Source organism: Pseudalkalibacillus salsuginis (assembly GCF_021646685.1).
GTDB classification, from domain to species: domain Bacteria; phylum Bacillota; class Bacilli; order Bacillales; family Fictibacillaceae; genus Pseudalkalibacillus; species Pseudalkalibacillus salsuginis.
The window spans coordinates 114788-130273 of sequence record NZ_JAKJHW010000005.1; the positions used below are offsets into that span (position 1 = coordinate 114788).

General features: G+C 41.5%; 11 protein-coding genes. 8 read left to right on the top strand and 3 right to left on the bottom strand.

Annotated elements, in window-relative coordinates; translation table 11 throughout:
• The first annotated feature begins 445 nt into the window (after window positions 1–445).
• Together desB and L1611_RS13880 are read left to right on the top strand one after the other, a co-directional pair.
• Window positions 446–1510 (top strand): Delta(10) desaturase DesB, encoded by a 1065-nt coding sequence (desB, locus tag L1611_RS13875; RefSeq protein ID WP_322972556.1) that lies wholly within the window; start codon window positions 446–448, stop codon window positions 1508–1510.
• A 550-nt stretch (window positions 1511–2060) separates the two neighbouring features.
• On the top strand, window positions 2061–3917 hold the full coding sequence (locus tag L1611_RS13880) for a cation:proton antiporter (RefSeq protein ID WP_236314145.1): 1857 nt from the start codon (window positions 2061–2063) through the stop codon (window positions 3915–3917).
• Between the two features lie 522 nt (window positions 3918–4439).
• Here L1611_RS13880 and L1611_RS13885 read toward each other — a convergent pair.
• Window positions 4440–4790 carry a DUF488 domain-containing protein gene (locus tag L1611_RS13885; RefSeq protein ID WP_236314147.1) on the bottom strand — a complete coding sequence of 117 codons (351 nt, stop codon included), beginning with the start codon at window positions 4788–4790 and terminating at the stop codon, window positions 4440–4442.
• A gap of 119 nt (window positions 4791–4909) precedes the next feature.
• Here L1611_RS13885 and L1611_RS13890 point away from each other — a divergent pair, with 119 nt between their 5' ends.
• From L1611_RS13890 to msrA, 4 genes are all read left to right on the top strand, one after another.
• Entirely contained in the window at window positions 4910–6043 is a 1134-nt protein-coding gene (locus tag L1611_RS13890) for a PRK06851 family protein (protein ID WP_236314148.1), read from the top strand.
• Window positions 6044–6401: 358 nt separating this feature from the next.
• Entirely contained in the window at window positions 6402–7727 is a 1326-nt protein-coding gene (locus L1611_RS13895) for a S8 family peptidase (protein ID WP_236314151.1), read from the top strand.
• Between the two features lie 402 nt (window positions 7728–8129).
• Window positions 8130–9296 carry a class I SAM-dependent methyltransferase gene (locus L1611_RS13900; RefSeq protein ID WP_236314153.1) on the top strand — a complete coding sequence of 389 codons (1167 nt, stop codon included), beginning with the start codon at window positions 8130–8132 and terminating at the stop codon, window positions 9294–9296.
• 325 nt (window positions 9297–9621) lie between these two features.
• Window positions 9622–10581 carry a peptide-methionine (S)-S-oxide reductase MsrA gene (gene msrA / locus L1611_RS13905; protein ID WP_236314155.1) on the top strand — a complete coding sequence of 320 codons (960 nt, stop codon included), beginning with the start codon at window positions 9622–9624 and terminating at the stop codon, window positions 10579–10581.
• Window positions 10582–10779: 198 nt separating this feature from the next.
• Here the strand turns inward: msrA and hmpA are convergent, their stop codons facing one another.
• On the bottom strand, window positions 10780–12003 hold the full coding sequence (gene hmpA / locus L1611_RS13910) for an NO-inducible flavohemoprotein (RefSeq protein WP_236314157.1): 1224 nt from the start codon (window positions 12001–12003) through the stop codon (window positions 10780–10782).
• Window positions 12004–12219: 216 nt separating this feature from the next.
• Here hmpA and L1611_RS13915 point away from each other — a divergent pair, with 216 nt between their 5' ends.
• Both L1611_RS13915 and L1611_RS13920 read left to right on the top strand, forming a co-directional pair.
• The gene (locus L1611_RS13915) at window positions 12220–12678 is read left to right on the top strand and encodes an RrF2 family transcriptional regulator (RefSeq protein WP_236314158.1); all 459 of its coding nucleotides are present in this window, start codon (window positions 12220–12222) and stop codon (window positions 12676–12678) included.
• Window positions 12679–12957: 279 nt separating this feature from the next.
• Window positions 12958–14412, top strand: coding sequence for a potassium/proton antiporter (locus L1611_RS13920; RefSeq protein ID WP_236314159.1), 1455 nt, complete (start codon window positions 12958–12960; stop codon window positions 14410–14412).
• 397 nt (window positions 14413–14809) lie between these two features.
• Here L1611_RS13920 and bshB2 read toward each other — a convergent pair whose 3' ends face one another.
• Entirely contained in the window at window positions 14810–15472 is a 663-nt protein-coding gene (gene bshB2 / locus L1611_RS13925; protein WP_236314160.1) for a bacillithiol biosynthesis deacetylase BshB2, read from the bottom strand.
• Window positions 15473–15486 lie beyond the last annotated feature (14 nt).

Consider the following 15486-nt stretch of genomic DNA (forward strand, 5'->3'; position numbering starts at 1 on the left):
TCCTCATTTTTTTCATTGTTACATAATTTTTCCTAACTTACTGTTTTCATGTATGTAAAGGAATAATCGACCAAAAAAAGAGAAGAGTACATCTTGTTCATTTCAAAAGGACTTGGTGTAACTTAAGCTCCTGATCATCGTTTCGCTGTTTATGAAATATTATTTAATTCCATAAAAAAGGACAAACTAAATTCATTATGGTGAACAAAATCAGTAGACATCTGTTCCTTTATTTGTTGATCGGTTTGTTTGATATATTATCTCGTATTAGGACTTGGTAATAATTTTCATTGACATTTGCCCTATCAACCTGTTAGCGTTAAGTTTAAGTTTCGGAAAGTTTGTGAAAATTCAAATTCCACTAAATTACATTTAATGCTGGATAAGAGGAGCATAAATAAATCACAGTATATAATACAGGGAACAAATAAAAGGAGCGGTAAAAATGAAAGATTATCATACATTCGGCTGGTATGCTGCACGGATAGCTCCACACCTGCCTAAAAAAGCATTCAAACCCATCCCGTCAAGACTTCTGGGTGGTTTAGCATATTTACTGATTTCAATAGCTTGTTTTATCACAATCATTTTCTTTGATTTAAACATTTGGATAAGTATACCAATAAGTTTCATCCTTGGGGCAAGCTTCGCCGGTATGGGCTTTTTAGGGCATGAAATCTTACACGGTACAGTTGTCCGTAAACCATGGCTACGGGATTTTCTAGGAGCGATAGCCTTCTGGCCATTGACTACCGGCCCTAAGCTTTGGAGAAAATGGCATAACATTACCCATCATGTCCATACCCAGCATGAAGAAAAAGACCCTGATGCATGGCCGAGTATGAATAAGTTTACGAAGAGCAGAGTCATGCAGTGGATGTACCGGATTCCTTTTTCAATAAGAGCAATCGCCAGTTTTGCATCCTTGGCTGTTACATTCACCCTACATTCTATGAAGATGTTTACTGTCTATATTAAAGAATTCAATCCAAAGAAACAGCCGAGTGTTTGGCTTGAAGCCATTTTACCGTGGGCAACCTGGATTGGATTGCTGGTATGGATCGGATTTGAAAAATGGTTTTTCGCGTTTTTATTACCATTGTTGATTGCTAACTTTATCGTAATGGCTTATATTTCGACAAATCACCGTTTAAATCCGCTTGTACCAGTGAATGATCCATTAGCGAACAGTTTGACAGTCGTAACCCCCAAATGGGTGGATGTGTTACACTTCAACTTTTCCTACCATACCGAACATCATCTTTTCCCGGGAATGAATCCGAAGTACTATCCGATGGTCAAGGAACATATTAAAAAAATGTGGCCTGATCGCTATCATGAGATGCCCTTTGGACAAGCGCTATTGGCACTCTTTAAAACACCGAGGCTCTATTACAACGATAAAGAGTTGATCGATCCTCATAGAGGCACTTTATTTGGTTCTTTAGGGAATGGACTTAAACTGAAAGCAAGAACGATCAAACGAGTGAGACAATTGAGAAAAACGTAATCTAAAGGCCCTCATTGCTAATCGCATTGAGGGTCTCTTTTTTATACAGGAAAAGAAAATATGGATATTTTTTTGCGGTGAAGGGATGTCTAGCTCCACCGCCCAACCACATGGATCACTTCAGTAGTCCTGCGGCGGTCGACAGATTGATATTAGGTCGAAGTGTTTGCCCACGCAGAACAGAACTTTGTTTGGTTCGAGCCTCCTCGTCGGACTTCCAGTAACCTGCGTGGTTAACCAGGGTGTTTACGCTTTTCTTTTACGTTAAGAAAGTATAACTTTTCAGCGATGTAGCTAACCGTCGTAGCAGAAAAGTTTACGAATGAAGTATAAGTGCAACTAAGGGGCCTTCGCCAAGGCTTGGCTTTTGCCAAGTTTTCTTTATTTTATCAGGACGTTGATTATTGTTAAACTAAAATACATGACGTGAGGTTTAAAACCTGTATAATGAATAAAATATCAATAAATTCACAAAGGTTTTGCATACTAATATAGATTGAAGAACTGATTCCTACTTTATTAAAATAATTCAGGGGCAAAGGAGAACATAATGATTGAGTCTTTATTATTTACAATCATGCTGATCATCGTATTAGGTATCGGCTCCCAATGGTTAGCTTGGCGTTTTGGTTTTCCTGCGATCGTAATCATGACATTTGCTGGCCTTCTTGCTGGTCCATTCCTCGGGATCATCAATCCACAAGAAGATTTCGGCCAGATCTATAATCCCATCATATCAGCAGCTGTTGCTATCATCCTTTTCGAAGGAAGCCTTAGCTTAGATTACAGGGAAATAAGAGGTGTAGGCAGGCCGATTTTACGGATTATCAGTTTCGGGGCTTTCATTGCTTGGATCTTAGGTTCCTTAGCGGCCCATTATTTTGCTGGTCTTTCCTTGGCGGTCGCCTTTGTTATCGGCGGTCTTTTTACTGTAACAGGACCTACTGTCATACTTCCGCTTCTAAGACAGGCAAAACTTAAATCACGACCTGCAGCGATATTGAAATGGGAAGGTATTATCGTTGATCCTTTAGGTGCTCTGCTTGCTGTATTTGCATTTGAAATCATTCAATTCCTTACTGAAGAAGCGGTCACCGCCCAAACTTTATTGCTCTTTTTTGTTGCTTCTGCGGTGGCAGGGTTTCTCGGATGGCTCTTTGGAAGGGTTTCTGGCTGGATGATTGAAAAAGGTCATGTTCCCGAGTTCCTAAAGTCGCCTTTTGTATTTGCGTTCGTCCTTGCTTGCTTTTCAATTTCTGATGAAATCATGCATGAAACAGGCCTTCTTGCAGTAACGGCGATGGGAATCACGATGGCAAATATGAATATTACCTCAATAGATGACATGAGGCATTTCAAGGAAACGATGTCTGTCATGCTCATTTCAGCAGTGTTCATCATGATAACGGCTTCTTTACCAATCGAAACGTTACTGGAGATTTTCAGTTGGAATATTCTCTCCTTTGTCATTCTGATGATGTTTGCGGTTCGGCCGTTGTCTATCTTTTTATCAACCATAGGAACAGATTTATCGTTGAAAGAAAAGACGTTGGTAGGATGGATCGCCCCACGTGGAATCGTTGCACTTACGGTTTCAGGATATTTTGCGGGGGCATTAAGGCAACAAGGTTTTGAAGATGCACGGTTATTGATCCCTTTGACATTGGGACTTGTATTTGCAACGGTTTGTGCCCATGGGTTCTCAATCCGATGGCTGGCCAGTAAGCTTGGACTTGCAATCGATGACCAGCCAGGTGTTCTTTTAGTAGGTGGTAGCAGTTTCAGTGCAAAATTTGGGGAAGTACTGAAGGAGCTGGATATCCCGGTTTTGATTACGGATTCTTCATACGAACGTCTGATCATTGCTCGAAACTTGGGTGTCCCAATCTACCGTGGGGAAATTTTGTCTGAACAAACGGATTATCAGATCGACTTGACTCCATATGAATATATGGTTGCTTCAACGGATATCGATTCTTATAATGCCCTGGTATGTAACACGTTTGTTCCTACTTTCGGCAGAACAGATGTCTATCAATTAAGTCTCCATAATACTACAGGGGATGACCTTAGGGGGCTTAATCCAACGGTAGGAGGCACCATCATTTTTCACGATGGGGCAACCTGGGAAGTACTTAACAAAAAGGTGGAAAGCGGTTATGTTTTCAGAAAGACGAGAATCACCAACCAATACACATTTGAACAATATGTAAATGAACGTGCTGATGATGCAGAATTGCTTTGTATCCTCAAACCATCAGGTAAAATTGTATTTTTTACCGAGGAAAATGCAATCAAAGGTGAGGTAGGCGATATAGTCGTCAGTTTAGGCCCTCCCAATAAAGGAACAGAAAAAATCAGGGAAAAATATGTAGAGAATTCAAATCCAACAATCACGAAATCTTAAGACATGATGGGACTGTTAATAACCTTTTGCGTAAACCGGCAAAACCCATGGAGAGTTTTCATTTTCTCCGTGGGTTTTTTAAGGATAAGGAAGTAATAAAATTTTTGTTTCGATGAAGTGATGTCCAGCTCTACCGCCCAACCACTTGGATCACTCCAGTCCTCCTGCGGCGGTGGACACATTGATTTAGGCCGAAGTGTTTACCCACGCAGAACCGAACTTTGTTTGGTTCGAGCCTCCTCGTCTGACTTCCAGTGACCTTCGTGGTTGACCAGGGCGAAATATAGATGAAGGGCTGCCCTTCCTGGGTCAGCCCTTTGCTCTTTTTTTCATATCAAATTTTCTTTGCACTGTTGAATGCGTGACCTGTAAATATCATAAAGGCAGCGACGTGTGCAAAAATGACATTCGCAACGAAAATGGAACCTAATTGGGTTGTTGTTTATCTATTTGAACGATTGACTCAGGTGCTTACACCCTCAAAATAGGAGAAACAAATTTGAGGTACTCATAAATGGATTTTCACGAGAGGTATTCCTTCAACACGATAGCATGATTGTGTTTTTCGTTTTTTGCTGAGTACAGAAGGGTCACTTTGCCTTGATTCAGGTAAGATCTCAGCTTTTCCACTGCTTCTTGCTTTTCTTCATCATGATCCAATTCTTTTTTGTATTGTTCCTTGAACTTTTCAAATCGCTCGGGAACATGCCCAAACCATTTGCGTAAATCGGTGCTGGGAGCAATCTCTTTCAGCCATACATCCAAATCTGCTTTTTCTTTCGATATTCCTCTTGGCCAAACTCGATCTATAAGTATTCTTTGTCCGTCTTTTTCAGATTTTGATTCATAAATTCTTTTCAGTTGGATTTCCATTTTTAACCCCTCCGTACAATCAATTCCCATTATAAGTTCCCGGGGAGCCGTTTTCTAAACAGACATTTATAGGCTATCACCTAAAAAGGCCATCTGCATACTATAAAAGGGGTTACCCAATGATAAATTGGAAGGGAGTGCTCTATTTGTCAGGTAAAATCACCAATTACTTCGCAAGCGGCAATACGGCTAGAGGTTTTTACAGTTTATACGAATCTTGTCTTGATGGTCTGGACCGGTTATTCATCTTGAAAGGGGGACCCGGTACTGGAAAATCCTCGCTTATGAAAGCAATCGGGTATGAATGGAACGATAAAGGCTATGATATTGAGTTTCTCCATTGTTCATCCGATAATGATTCGATCGATGGGGTGATCATACCTTGTCTAAAGGTAGGGATAGTTGATAGAACGGCTCCACATGTAATCGAACCAAAATATCCAGGGGCGATTGAGGAATATGTGAACCTGGGGACAGCCTGGGATTCGACCGTATTGGAAGCTAACCGTAAAGAAATCAAGAAACTCAACGATAACATTGCTAATACTTATGATGAAGCTTATTCCTATTTTGCTAAAGCATTAGTGGTCCATGATGAATGGGAAAAGATCTATATCGAAACTATGGACTTTACAAAAGCCGACCAACTGACAACTGAATTGATCGGAGAATTGTTTGCAGGAAAATCATTGAACAAAGGTGCAAAGGTTGTTCACCGCTTCCTGGGAGCTGCAACACCAAAAGGAGCAGTAGATTTTATCCCGAATCTGACGGAAGATATCTACAAACGCTATTTTATAAAAGGAAGACCAGGTTCAGGGAAGTCGACATTGCTGAAAAAAGTCGCTGCTACAGCAGAGGATAAAGGTTTTGACGTAGAAATCTATCATTGCGGATTCGATCCGAACAGTCTTGATATGGTCATCATCCGTGAGCTGGGGATTGCAATCTTTGATAGTACAGCGCCTCATGAGTATTTTCCAGATCGGGAAAATGATGAAATCGTAGATATGTATAAAAGGACGATCACACCAGGAACCGATGAAAAATATGCAACAGAATTATTGGATATAACTCAACGGTATACTTCGAATATGAAAAGTGCCATCCAATGTCTGGCTGAAGTAAAGGAATATCACGACGAATTGGAGAGCTACTATATTAAAGCAATGGATTATGGAATCGTCGAAAACCTCAAAGATGAAATCGAACAAGAAATCAAACGATTGTCGATGATCGGACAAACGACATGATCCTTGATAGATAGGGCAGATGCGTAAGAAAGCATCTGTCCTTTTTAAGGCGTTGTTCATGTTGATTCTTTATAGAACTTGGTCGTCGGACGTCCAGTGACCTTCGTGGCTGACCGGGGCGTTTGCGCTTTTCTTATTGTCTAGCTCCAACGCCCAACCACTTGGATCACTTCAGTCCTCCTGCGGCGGCAACAGCCTCCTCGTCGAACTTCCAGTGACCTTCGTGGCTGACAAGGGCGTTTGCGCTTTTCTAACCAGGATATATGCTTTTTTCTCTATCAAATGGGTGGACACCGTAACGTTTTTAATAGATTCACATAATCTAGTAAAAATGAGACAAAATGATAGAGGTGAAAAGATGTTTGGTTATTCTATGGTCCAGGCTATACGGACCTATGCTAATAAAATCGACCAACCCCTTCGCGAACAAATGCTTTACATGTATAGGCCTTTCACGTGGATTCCTTGTTTTATGCATAATACTGTTGAACGTTTCATCAAGAAAATGAAGAAGGTTTCAGTGATCATCGAGTTTTCACAGGATACATTCGAAAATGATTGTCAAGAACTGCATCAATTTGTTGAAAGCCATACACGATGCTGTATAAGAAAAACATTCTCTTTCGTTTCATGTTGCAGTATCGATGCCACTCCAGCCATGTTAGAAGATATCCTTAGCAAATGTCCCCAGATCAAAAGAATTTATTTGAATAGAAAGGTACAAGCATTGCTCGATGTTGCCACCCCGGCAATCGGTGCGGAAGATATCGTTCGTAACAATACGACTTTATCGGGGAAAGGTGTCACCATCGCCGTAATTGATACGGGGATCCATCCACACCAGGATATTGATGGAAGAATCATAGACTTTGTGGATTTAGTCAATCAGAAGGAACAGCCCTATGATGATAATGGCCACGGTACCCACTGTGCCGGTGATGCAGCAGGAAACGGAGCAGCTTCCAATGGGAAATATAAAGGACCTGCTTATGAGGCCGATCTTATTGGGGTGAAAGTATTAGATAAAATGGGTTCCGGAACCCTTGAATCAATCATGAGTGGTATCGATTGGTGCCTCCAGTATAATATGAACAATCCGGATAAGAAAATTGATGTGATCAGTATGTCTCTTGGAGCAACCGCTCAAAAATATGAACAAGAAGATAAAGATCCGATGGTCCAAAGCGTCGAAAAAGCCTGGGAAAATGGCTTAGTCGTATGTGTAGCAGCTGGAAACAGCGGTCCGGATGCACAAACGATAGCAAGTCCCGGAGTAAGTGACCGTGTCATTACAGTTGGTGCATATGAAGATAATGATACAGTAGACAATTCAGACGATGATGTCGCCAGTTTTTCAAGCAGAGGACCTACAGTATATGGGGTGCAAAAACCCGACATCCTGGCCCCAGGTGTCAATATTGTTTCCCTGCGGTCCCCGAATTCTTATATCGATAAACTACAAAAATCCAGTAGAGTAGACGGTGACTATTTCGTCATGTCAGGTACATCGATGGCTACACCGATCTGTGCGGGTGTCGTTGCGTTGATGCTTCAACACAATCCAGCCGCTGAACCAGACAAAATCAAGCAGATGCTGATTGATGGTGCAGAAAAAAAGAATGATCTTGACCCGAACATTTATGGACATGGATTTATCAATGCGAAAAATTCAATACCTGAATAATTCAAATTCCATATATAATAGACTGTGAGTGGTTTTTTTATCCATTCACAGTTTTTTAGTAAAAGTACCTCCATACGGACAGTTCATCCTGTTTTTCGTGTATTGAAGCTGATGTTGTAATCGATCAGCTTTTTTCTTTTTTCCTTTTTTCTCTCATAAATTCACATCCGTCTACTCCTTCCTCTTAGAGGGGCAAAAGTCCCGATTTTTAATCAAATCAACGCAATATTAGAAAATGGCGACAAAGTAAGCTAACAGCCAGTCACCTTTTTCACTAAAGAACCACAATTGACCGACTGATTTTTTGAAACAATCACCTCTCAGGGGAGTGCCTGTTGTATTGAATTTTGGTTACGATTCTGTCATCTTAGAATGAGATACATAGGTGACGGAGGAAAAAGAATGCAATCATCACATTTTTGGTTGACGATAAACAATATCACAGCTGTATTCGATCAACACGCGATACCTTATCAATTTATAGAGGACACTTCCCTTTACTTACAAGGGGTCGGAATGGAGCCGAATGAAGTAACGGTAGAAGTGCAGTGGGACCTGATTAAATCGGTTCATGACCTTTTCATGGCATATAGCCCAACCCCTATTAAAACGACGAAAGACAAAGGAAGCTTCCATTTTAAAATGGAGGGTACCTCGGTTCAGGTGCAATGTATGTATAACAAAGCAATACGAACTGACCCTTTTCGAATTCAACTGCAAAGGGAAGGCTTATATTTCTGGTGTCAGTCTTTTTATGCAAACAGGAGAGACTCTGGTTATAAAGAGGTGATCGACCAACATCTTCATGATTTACAAATGCAGATGACTGAGCAGAATCAAACAGCCTGGAATCAAAACAATTATCAAGCATTAATCAATCGGTACGGTGCACCAGAAGAAGTTGCCGCGAAAATCAAACACCATCCTAAGGGACGATTGGGATCTTTTTATCGATATATGGAGCCTGTTGAAGGGAAAAGGATTGCACACTTGATGGGATCGAATGGGATCAAAGGAATTGCTTTGTCTTTATTAGGTGCCGATGTGACGGTGGTTGATTTTTCTCAAGAGAATGCCGCTTTCGCAGCAGAAGTTGCCGGGGCAGCTGGAGTAAACATCCAGTATGAGGTATCAGATGTTCTTTCTTTCAAGGGCGATGGATCGTATGATATTATCCTGATGGAGCTGGGTGTCCTCCATTATTTCGTCAACCTGGGACCGCTCTTTCAGGTGATCCAGCGTTTATTGAAGCCGGGAGGGCAACTGGTACTGCATGAGTTTCACCCGATTTCGACTAAATTGATCACATCGAAAGGGAAAAAGCATAAGGTGAGCGGAAATTATTTTGATCCGACCATTGAAAATAGACAGGTTGCCTTCTCTAAGTATTCATCAGACAGTGAAGAAAAAACAGAAGTGTTACAAAGGAAATGGACATTGGGGGAACTCATAACCGCCGTGGCCGATACAGGACTGGTAGTCAAAGTACTCGAGGAAGAGCCGAACCAAAAAGTCCACGATATCGGAATACCTAAACTATTCACCCTTGTTGCGCAAAAGCCGTCCTGAGTATGTGGAGAGATGCCTTTTTTCTCCACATACTCAGGTTTTTCTTATGATTTACGAAATTATCTCAACAACTTTACATTGATCCTAACAACTCAAAAAACAAGGAGAAATGATGAATAAATATTCATGAATTAGCAAGTGCATATTCATTTTAACCATTCCGAAATTCTTTTCATGATTTTACATGAAAATAGACGAATGGAGTTACCTTAGTTTTATAAAACGTTTTACTTGCTAATCTTATGCAAATCACTATGATTAGACATAAGAATTTTTTTAGGAAAATAATTCAGAAGGTACAGCCTATATAGCTGGGGGTGTTAACATGACTGATAAAAATTTACAACTTGCGACATTTGCAGGCGGTTGTTTCTGGTGTATGGTCAAACCGTTTGATGAAATGCCAGGCATCGAAAAAGTCGTATCGGGTTATACAGGCGGGGATACGGAGAATCCAACGTATCAGGAAGTGGTCACGAATACGACAGGGCATCGAGAAGCTGTCCAAATCACCTTTGATCCAGAAATTTTTCCGTATGAAAAACTCCTTACCCTTTATTGGCAGCAAATCGATCCGACAGATCCCGGCGGACAATTCCATGATCGCGGGGAGTCCTATAAAACGGCTATCTATTACCATAATGAGGAGCAAAAAGAGATGGCTGAAGCATCCAAGAAGATTTTGGAGGAAAGCGGTCGGTTTTCTAAGCCGATTGTGACGGACATCTTACCTGCAAAGACATTCTATCCTGCAGAAAGCTATCACCAGAAGTATTATGAGAAGAACCCGGACCACTATAATCGCTATTATAAAGGTTCAGGCCGCAAAGGTTTCATAGAGGAAAACTGGGTGATGGAAAAGGACGAGAAAGCACTTCGTCAAGCGTTGAATGACATGCAGTACAACGTAACACAGGAGAATGGTACAGAGCCACCCTTCCAAAATGAATTTTGGAACAATGAACGGGATGGAATCTATGTTGACATCGTTTCCGGAGAACCTTTATTCAGTTCGAAGGATCAGTATGATGCGGGTTGCGGATGGCCTAGTTTTACAAAACCCCTTCATTCCACAAGGATCAAGGAAAAGAAAGATCTCAGCCATTATATGGTCCGGACAGAAGTGAGAAGCAAGTTCGGTGATTCCCATTTAGGCCATGTCTTTAACGATGGACCTGGCGAAAACGTGCTAAGGTATTGTATCAATTCAGCCGCACTACGATTCATCCCTAAAGAAAACCTTGAGGAAGAAGGATACGGCGAATACAAACAATTATTCGATTGAATACAAGAAGGAGGTTGACCGAGTCAGCCTCCTTTTTCATAATACGTTAAGAAAGTATAACTTTTCAGCGATGTAACTAAATGACGTAGCAGAAAAGTTTACGAACGAAGAATAAGTGCAGCTAAGGCTCAGCCTTCACCAGGGCTTGGCTGACCCAAGTTTTCTTTATATGCTCTATAGTAAATTCTGCGTGATTTTCTAAGTTTTCAGCTCTGAACAGGGATGGTTTTCTGCGTCAAGATCGATTGCAGGTCCGAAGAATTCATAATGGATCTGTTCTTCAGGTACATTCAACTGTTTCAAGCTATGGATGACCATTCTCATGAAGCCTTCAGGTCCGCAAACGTAATAATCTGCGTCGCCGGGTATGATTGATTTTAACCAAGGGAAGTCAATATACCCTTCTTTATCAAAACAGCGATTTCGACGATCCTTCTCAGTCGGTTTTTCAAAACAAAAATAGGCTTTCAATTGCTCATGGACTTCGGATAATTCCATGATCCGGTCCCCCATCGCCCGATAGTCTCCGTTAATCGAAGCCTGGATGTAATGGACGTTGCGTTCAGGAGTTTGGATCACCGTTGTTTCCAGCATACTTACTAGAGGAGTAAGGCCAACACCCGCACCGATCAGAACAAGTGGACGTTTCGATTCAACATCGATTGTAAAGTCTCCAGCCGGCGCACTCAAGAGGATACGGTCTCCTTCCTTCACATTGTCATGAAGGTGCATGGAAACACGGCCTTCACGTTTGATGGAAAGACGGTAATGATTTTTTTCAGGTGTATCTGACAAGCTGTATTGGCGAATATGCGTATGTGGATCATTCGGAATCTCTACTTTTACACTTACATATTGACCAGGACTGAAGCCTGCCAGCCCTTTTCCATCAACTGGCTTTAGATAAAAGGAAGTGATGACCTTGCTTTCGACCTCCTTTTTCACCAACTCGAATTCCCGATAGTCTTCCCAGCCTCCAGGTTGCCCTGCCACTTCCTTATACATGTCAAGCTCGACTTGGATGAATACATCGGCGATGACTTGGTAGGCTTTTGCCCACGCCTCCAGGATCTCATCAGTGGCTGCATCCCCCAACACATCTTTAATCGCCTTCAAAAGATTCTCACCGACTACAGGATATTGTTCAGGCTTTACACCTAGACTACGGTGTTTATGGGCAATCTGCTTAACGGCAGGAAGGATGGCTTCAAGTCGATCAATATGCACAGCTGCTGCATACACCGCGTTTGCCAAGGCACCTTGTTGGCGTCCTTTATGCTGATTGGAATGATTGAATTGGTTTAATAATTCCGGATGGTTTGTGAAAAGAAGTTCATAGAAACGGGATGTGATCGTTGTCCCGTGTTCTTTTAGTACAGGAACAGTCGATTGGATTGTTTGAATGGTCTTCCGATCTAGCATCTGAACCAGCTCCTAATTTTTAAAGATATATTACATTAACATCTTTATTATAAAAAAATGGAGCCTCTTAAAGATACATACTAAATACATCATTCAAAATAATGACACATTTGTGTTCATCGAAAAGACACATCATAAGTGTGATTCTTTTACTTTATACACCGAAATGGTAGGATGAAAGAATAAAGACTCCTTTACGAAAGGGGAGAGCTTACAATGCGGTTAACCCGGTACACGGATTATTCATTGAGGGTGCTAATATACCTGACAGCTCAAGAAGACGGCCAATTAGTCAATATTAAAGAGATTGCGGAAATCTATAAAATTTCAAAGAACCATCTTATGAAAGTGATCCATGAACTTGGAAAGCTGGGTGTCATCCAAACGGTACGAGGTAGAAATGGCGGATTCAAGCTTGCTAAGAACCCTGAGGATATCAATATCGGTGAATTGATCCGGAAGACAGAGGAAGACTTTTATTTGGTCGAATGTTTTGATTCCTCAAATAACGCTTGTATAATCAGTCCCGTATGTAAACTGAAAGGGATATTGAATGAAGCGATGCAGGCCTATTTCAACGTGTTGGATCAATATACGTTAGCTGATTTGACGACGAATACCGACCAATTACAAAAGTTGTTTTCAATACAGCACGTCCCAGAAAAGAAGGCTTAATGTTGACTGAATGTCAGCATTAAGCTTTTTTCGAAGATATTTTTGTTTCGATAAAGGAATTTCTAGCTCCAACGCCCAACCACTTTTCTTATTTCAGTCCTTCTGCGGCGGCGACACATTGATTTAGTTCGAAGAGTTTACCCACTCAGAACCGAACTTTGTTTGGTTCGAGCCTCCTCGTCGGACTTCCAGCAGGGCGTTTACGCTTTTCTTAGTTTGAAAGTTTGTTTTTACTGAACGTCCTTTTATATAATTGCGATATAGGCAGGGAGGACGGAAATGGAATTCAGTGTTGAAAATACAATTCTCGTTGTTTCGATATTATTAATCATTGGGGTGATAACCGCGAAGTTCTCATCCAGGCTCGGGTTGCCATCCTTGGTGTTTTTCATTGTGGTCGGAATGGTTCTCAGCCAATATATCTACTATGATAACGCCATACTGACACAATTGATCGGTACGTTTGCGTTGATCGTCATCCTATTTGAGGGTGGTCTTCAAACAGAGTGGCATCACATCAAAAAGGTTTATAAGCCATCCCTGTCATTAGCGACGATCGGTGTTTTAGTCACAACCTCCGTCACAGGTATCGCAGCTAAATACATATTGGGTGTAACCTGGTTTGAAGGGTTTCTATTCGGGGCGATTGTAGGCTCGACAGATGCAGCTGCTGTTTTTGCCGCTCTTGGGAATAAGGATATCAAAAGAAAATTGACCTCTACGTTGGAGGCGGAATCCGGTACCAATGATCCGATGGCGATCTTTCTAACCGTTGCTTTCTTAGAGCTGATCCAGGATCCGGAGACTAATCCTTTCCTATTAATGTTCAACTTTTTCTGGCAGATGGGTATCGGTCTTCTGTTTGGCTTCATACTTGGAAAAATGGCCGTATGGCTGATCAACAACATCAACTTGGATTCTTCTGGCCTTTATCCTGTCCTTTCGATTGCAATAGCGGTATTTGCTTTCGGTATCACCACCTTATTTGAAGCAAGCGGTTTCCTTGCTGTGTATACGATGGCTGTCTTCTTGGGAAATCATGATATAACCTATCGTCATTCCATTGTCCGGTTCAATGAGGGATTTGCATGGATGATGCAGATTCTCATGTTTATCCTTTTGGGAATGCTTGTCTTCCCGGATCAATTGCTTAAGGTATTTTGGCAGGGGATATTGTTATCGTCCATCCTCATGATTGTAGCAAGACCAGTCGGTGTATTCATCAGCCTTGTGTTTACAAAATTTAATCTGAAAGAAAAACTATTCATTTCCTGGGCTGGATTGAAAGGGGCCGTTCCGATTGTATTGGCGACATATCCATTGGTTGTCGATATTGAGAACAGCGGACTGATATTCAATGTTGTTTTCTTTGTCGTGTTCACATCAGCCTTGATCCAAGGGGCGACCATATCACCGCTATCAAAATACTTCAAGTTTTCGAAAGGCGCGAAGGCTGAGATTGCCCATAGTTTAGAGTTGGTTTCGATCGGTAAAACGAAGAACGAAATGATGGAGATTGAAATTGAGGAAGGGGCATTGATATTGAATCATGAGATAAAAGACTTGCCTCTTCCAGAAAATACGTTGATCACCGCTGTCATCCGTGGAGAATCATTGATCACTCCGACGGGTAATACGACCCTGCAACCAAGAGATACGCTGTTTATTTTGGTACACAAGGCTAAACGCGGAGAGGTCAAAAACATCATCCGTAAAAAAGAAGAGAGTGAATGAAAAGGAGGAGGGCTGAAGAATCGCCTGTTTGGACAGAACGGTGCAATTTGGCTGTTCTGTGTACAATTAACCGATCAATAATGCAATTAGTCAACGTCCTGTGCAATAATTTTTGAATTGATGCAATCCATTGAAGAAATCGTGCAATAAATTTTAAAACGATGCAATTCTGTTTGAAAACCGCGCAATTAAGTTATGTTTGAGGTGTTAGGCACGATTAAACACATGGATTATGAGCCTGCTGATATAAAAGAATGCCCGAGGACATTGAATTAATCAAAAAATGAGGGGACTGACTCAAAAGAAAAGGGTCAGACACCTCCAAGACATCATTTCTCAAAATGTTGTTAAGTATGGAGAGACACAGACACTCAGGGTCAGCCCCTCTTCATGATTGTCAATCGAATTTATATGTCCAGAATTGTTCATATTTAATCCGGTTCATTAATTCCTCTTCATTTGCTTGAAGACGTTTCTTCATACCGGCCATCAGTCCTGCTGTTTGACTTTTATGTGCTTCGATCGTTGCAATTTTTTTATCCTGAACGCTGCTTACATCTAGGATGACATCCGGTTCTCCCAGCTTTTCGACACAGTCATTGGAAAATGCCACGCATTCAACTTTCGGTCTTTTAGATGCCGGTATCCGTTTGACAGCTTGAATGACCGCCTCTCCACATGCTTCATGGTCAGGATGCACACTGTAACCTGGATAAAAGGTGATGATGAGTGAGGGATCGAGTTCGTCGATCGCTTTCGTGATTTCATTTGCAAGCCATTCTGGATCCTCAAATTCGATGGTCTTATCCCGTAGCCCCATCATACGTAAATCCTCAATCCCGAGTGCTTTACAAGCTTCCTGGAGTTCCATTTTCCGAACTTCGGGTAAAGATTCACGGTTTGCGAAGGGAGGGTTTCCCATATTTCTACCCATTTCACCTAGTGTCAAACACATATACGTGACAGGGATTCCATTCTCTATATGTAATGCAATCGACCCTGAGACTCCAAATGCTTCATCGTCCGGATGAGGGAAGACCACAAGTACTTGTTTTTCCATAAGTCCGACTCCTT

Bases quoted from the DNA above. Each gene is read 5' to 3' on its own strand.
- L1611_RS13885 (WP_236314147.1), bottom strand. From the start codon at position 4,790: ATGGAAATCCAACTGAAAAGAATTTATGAATCAAAATCTGAAAAAGAC.
- desB (WP_322972556.1), top strand. From the start codon at position 446: ATGAAAGATTATCATACATTCGGCTGGTATGCTGCACGGATAGCTCCA.
- L1611_RS13890 (WP_236314148.1), top strand. From the start codon at position 4,910: ATGATAAATTGGAAGGGAGTGCTCTATTTGTCAGGTAAAATCACCAAT.
- L1611_RS13915 (WP_236314158.1), top strand. From the start codon at position 12,220: ATGCGGTTAACCCGGTACACGGATTATTCATTGAGGGTGCTAATATAC.
- L1611_RS13895 (WP_236314151.1), top strand. From the start codon at position 6,402: ATGTTTGGTTATTCTATGGTCCAGGCTATACGGACCTATGCTAATAAA.
- msrA (WP_236314155.1), top strand. From the start codon at position 9,622: ATGACTGATAAAAATTTACAACTTGCGACATTTGCAGGCGGTTGTTTC.
- L1611_RS13920 (WP_236314159.1), top strand. From the start codon at position 12,958: ATGGAATTCAGTGTTGAAAATACAATTCTCGTTGTTTCGATATTATTA.
- L1611_RS13900 (WP_236314153.1), top strand. From the start codon at position 8,130: ATGCAATCATCACATTTTTGGTTGACGATAAACAATATCACAGCTGTA.
- L1611_RS13880 (WP_236314145.1), top strand. From the start codon at position 2,061: ATGATTGAGTCTTTATTATTTACAATCATGCTGATCATCGTATTAGGT.
- hmpA (WP_236314157.1), bottom strand. From the start codon at position 12,003: ATGCTAGATCGGAAGACCATTCAAACAATCCAATCGACTGTTCCTGTA.
- bshB2 (WP_236314160.1), bottom strand. From the start codon at position 15,472: ATGGAAAAACAAGTACTTGTGGTCTTCCCTCATCCGGACGATGAAGCA.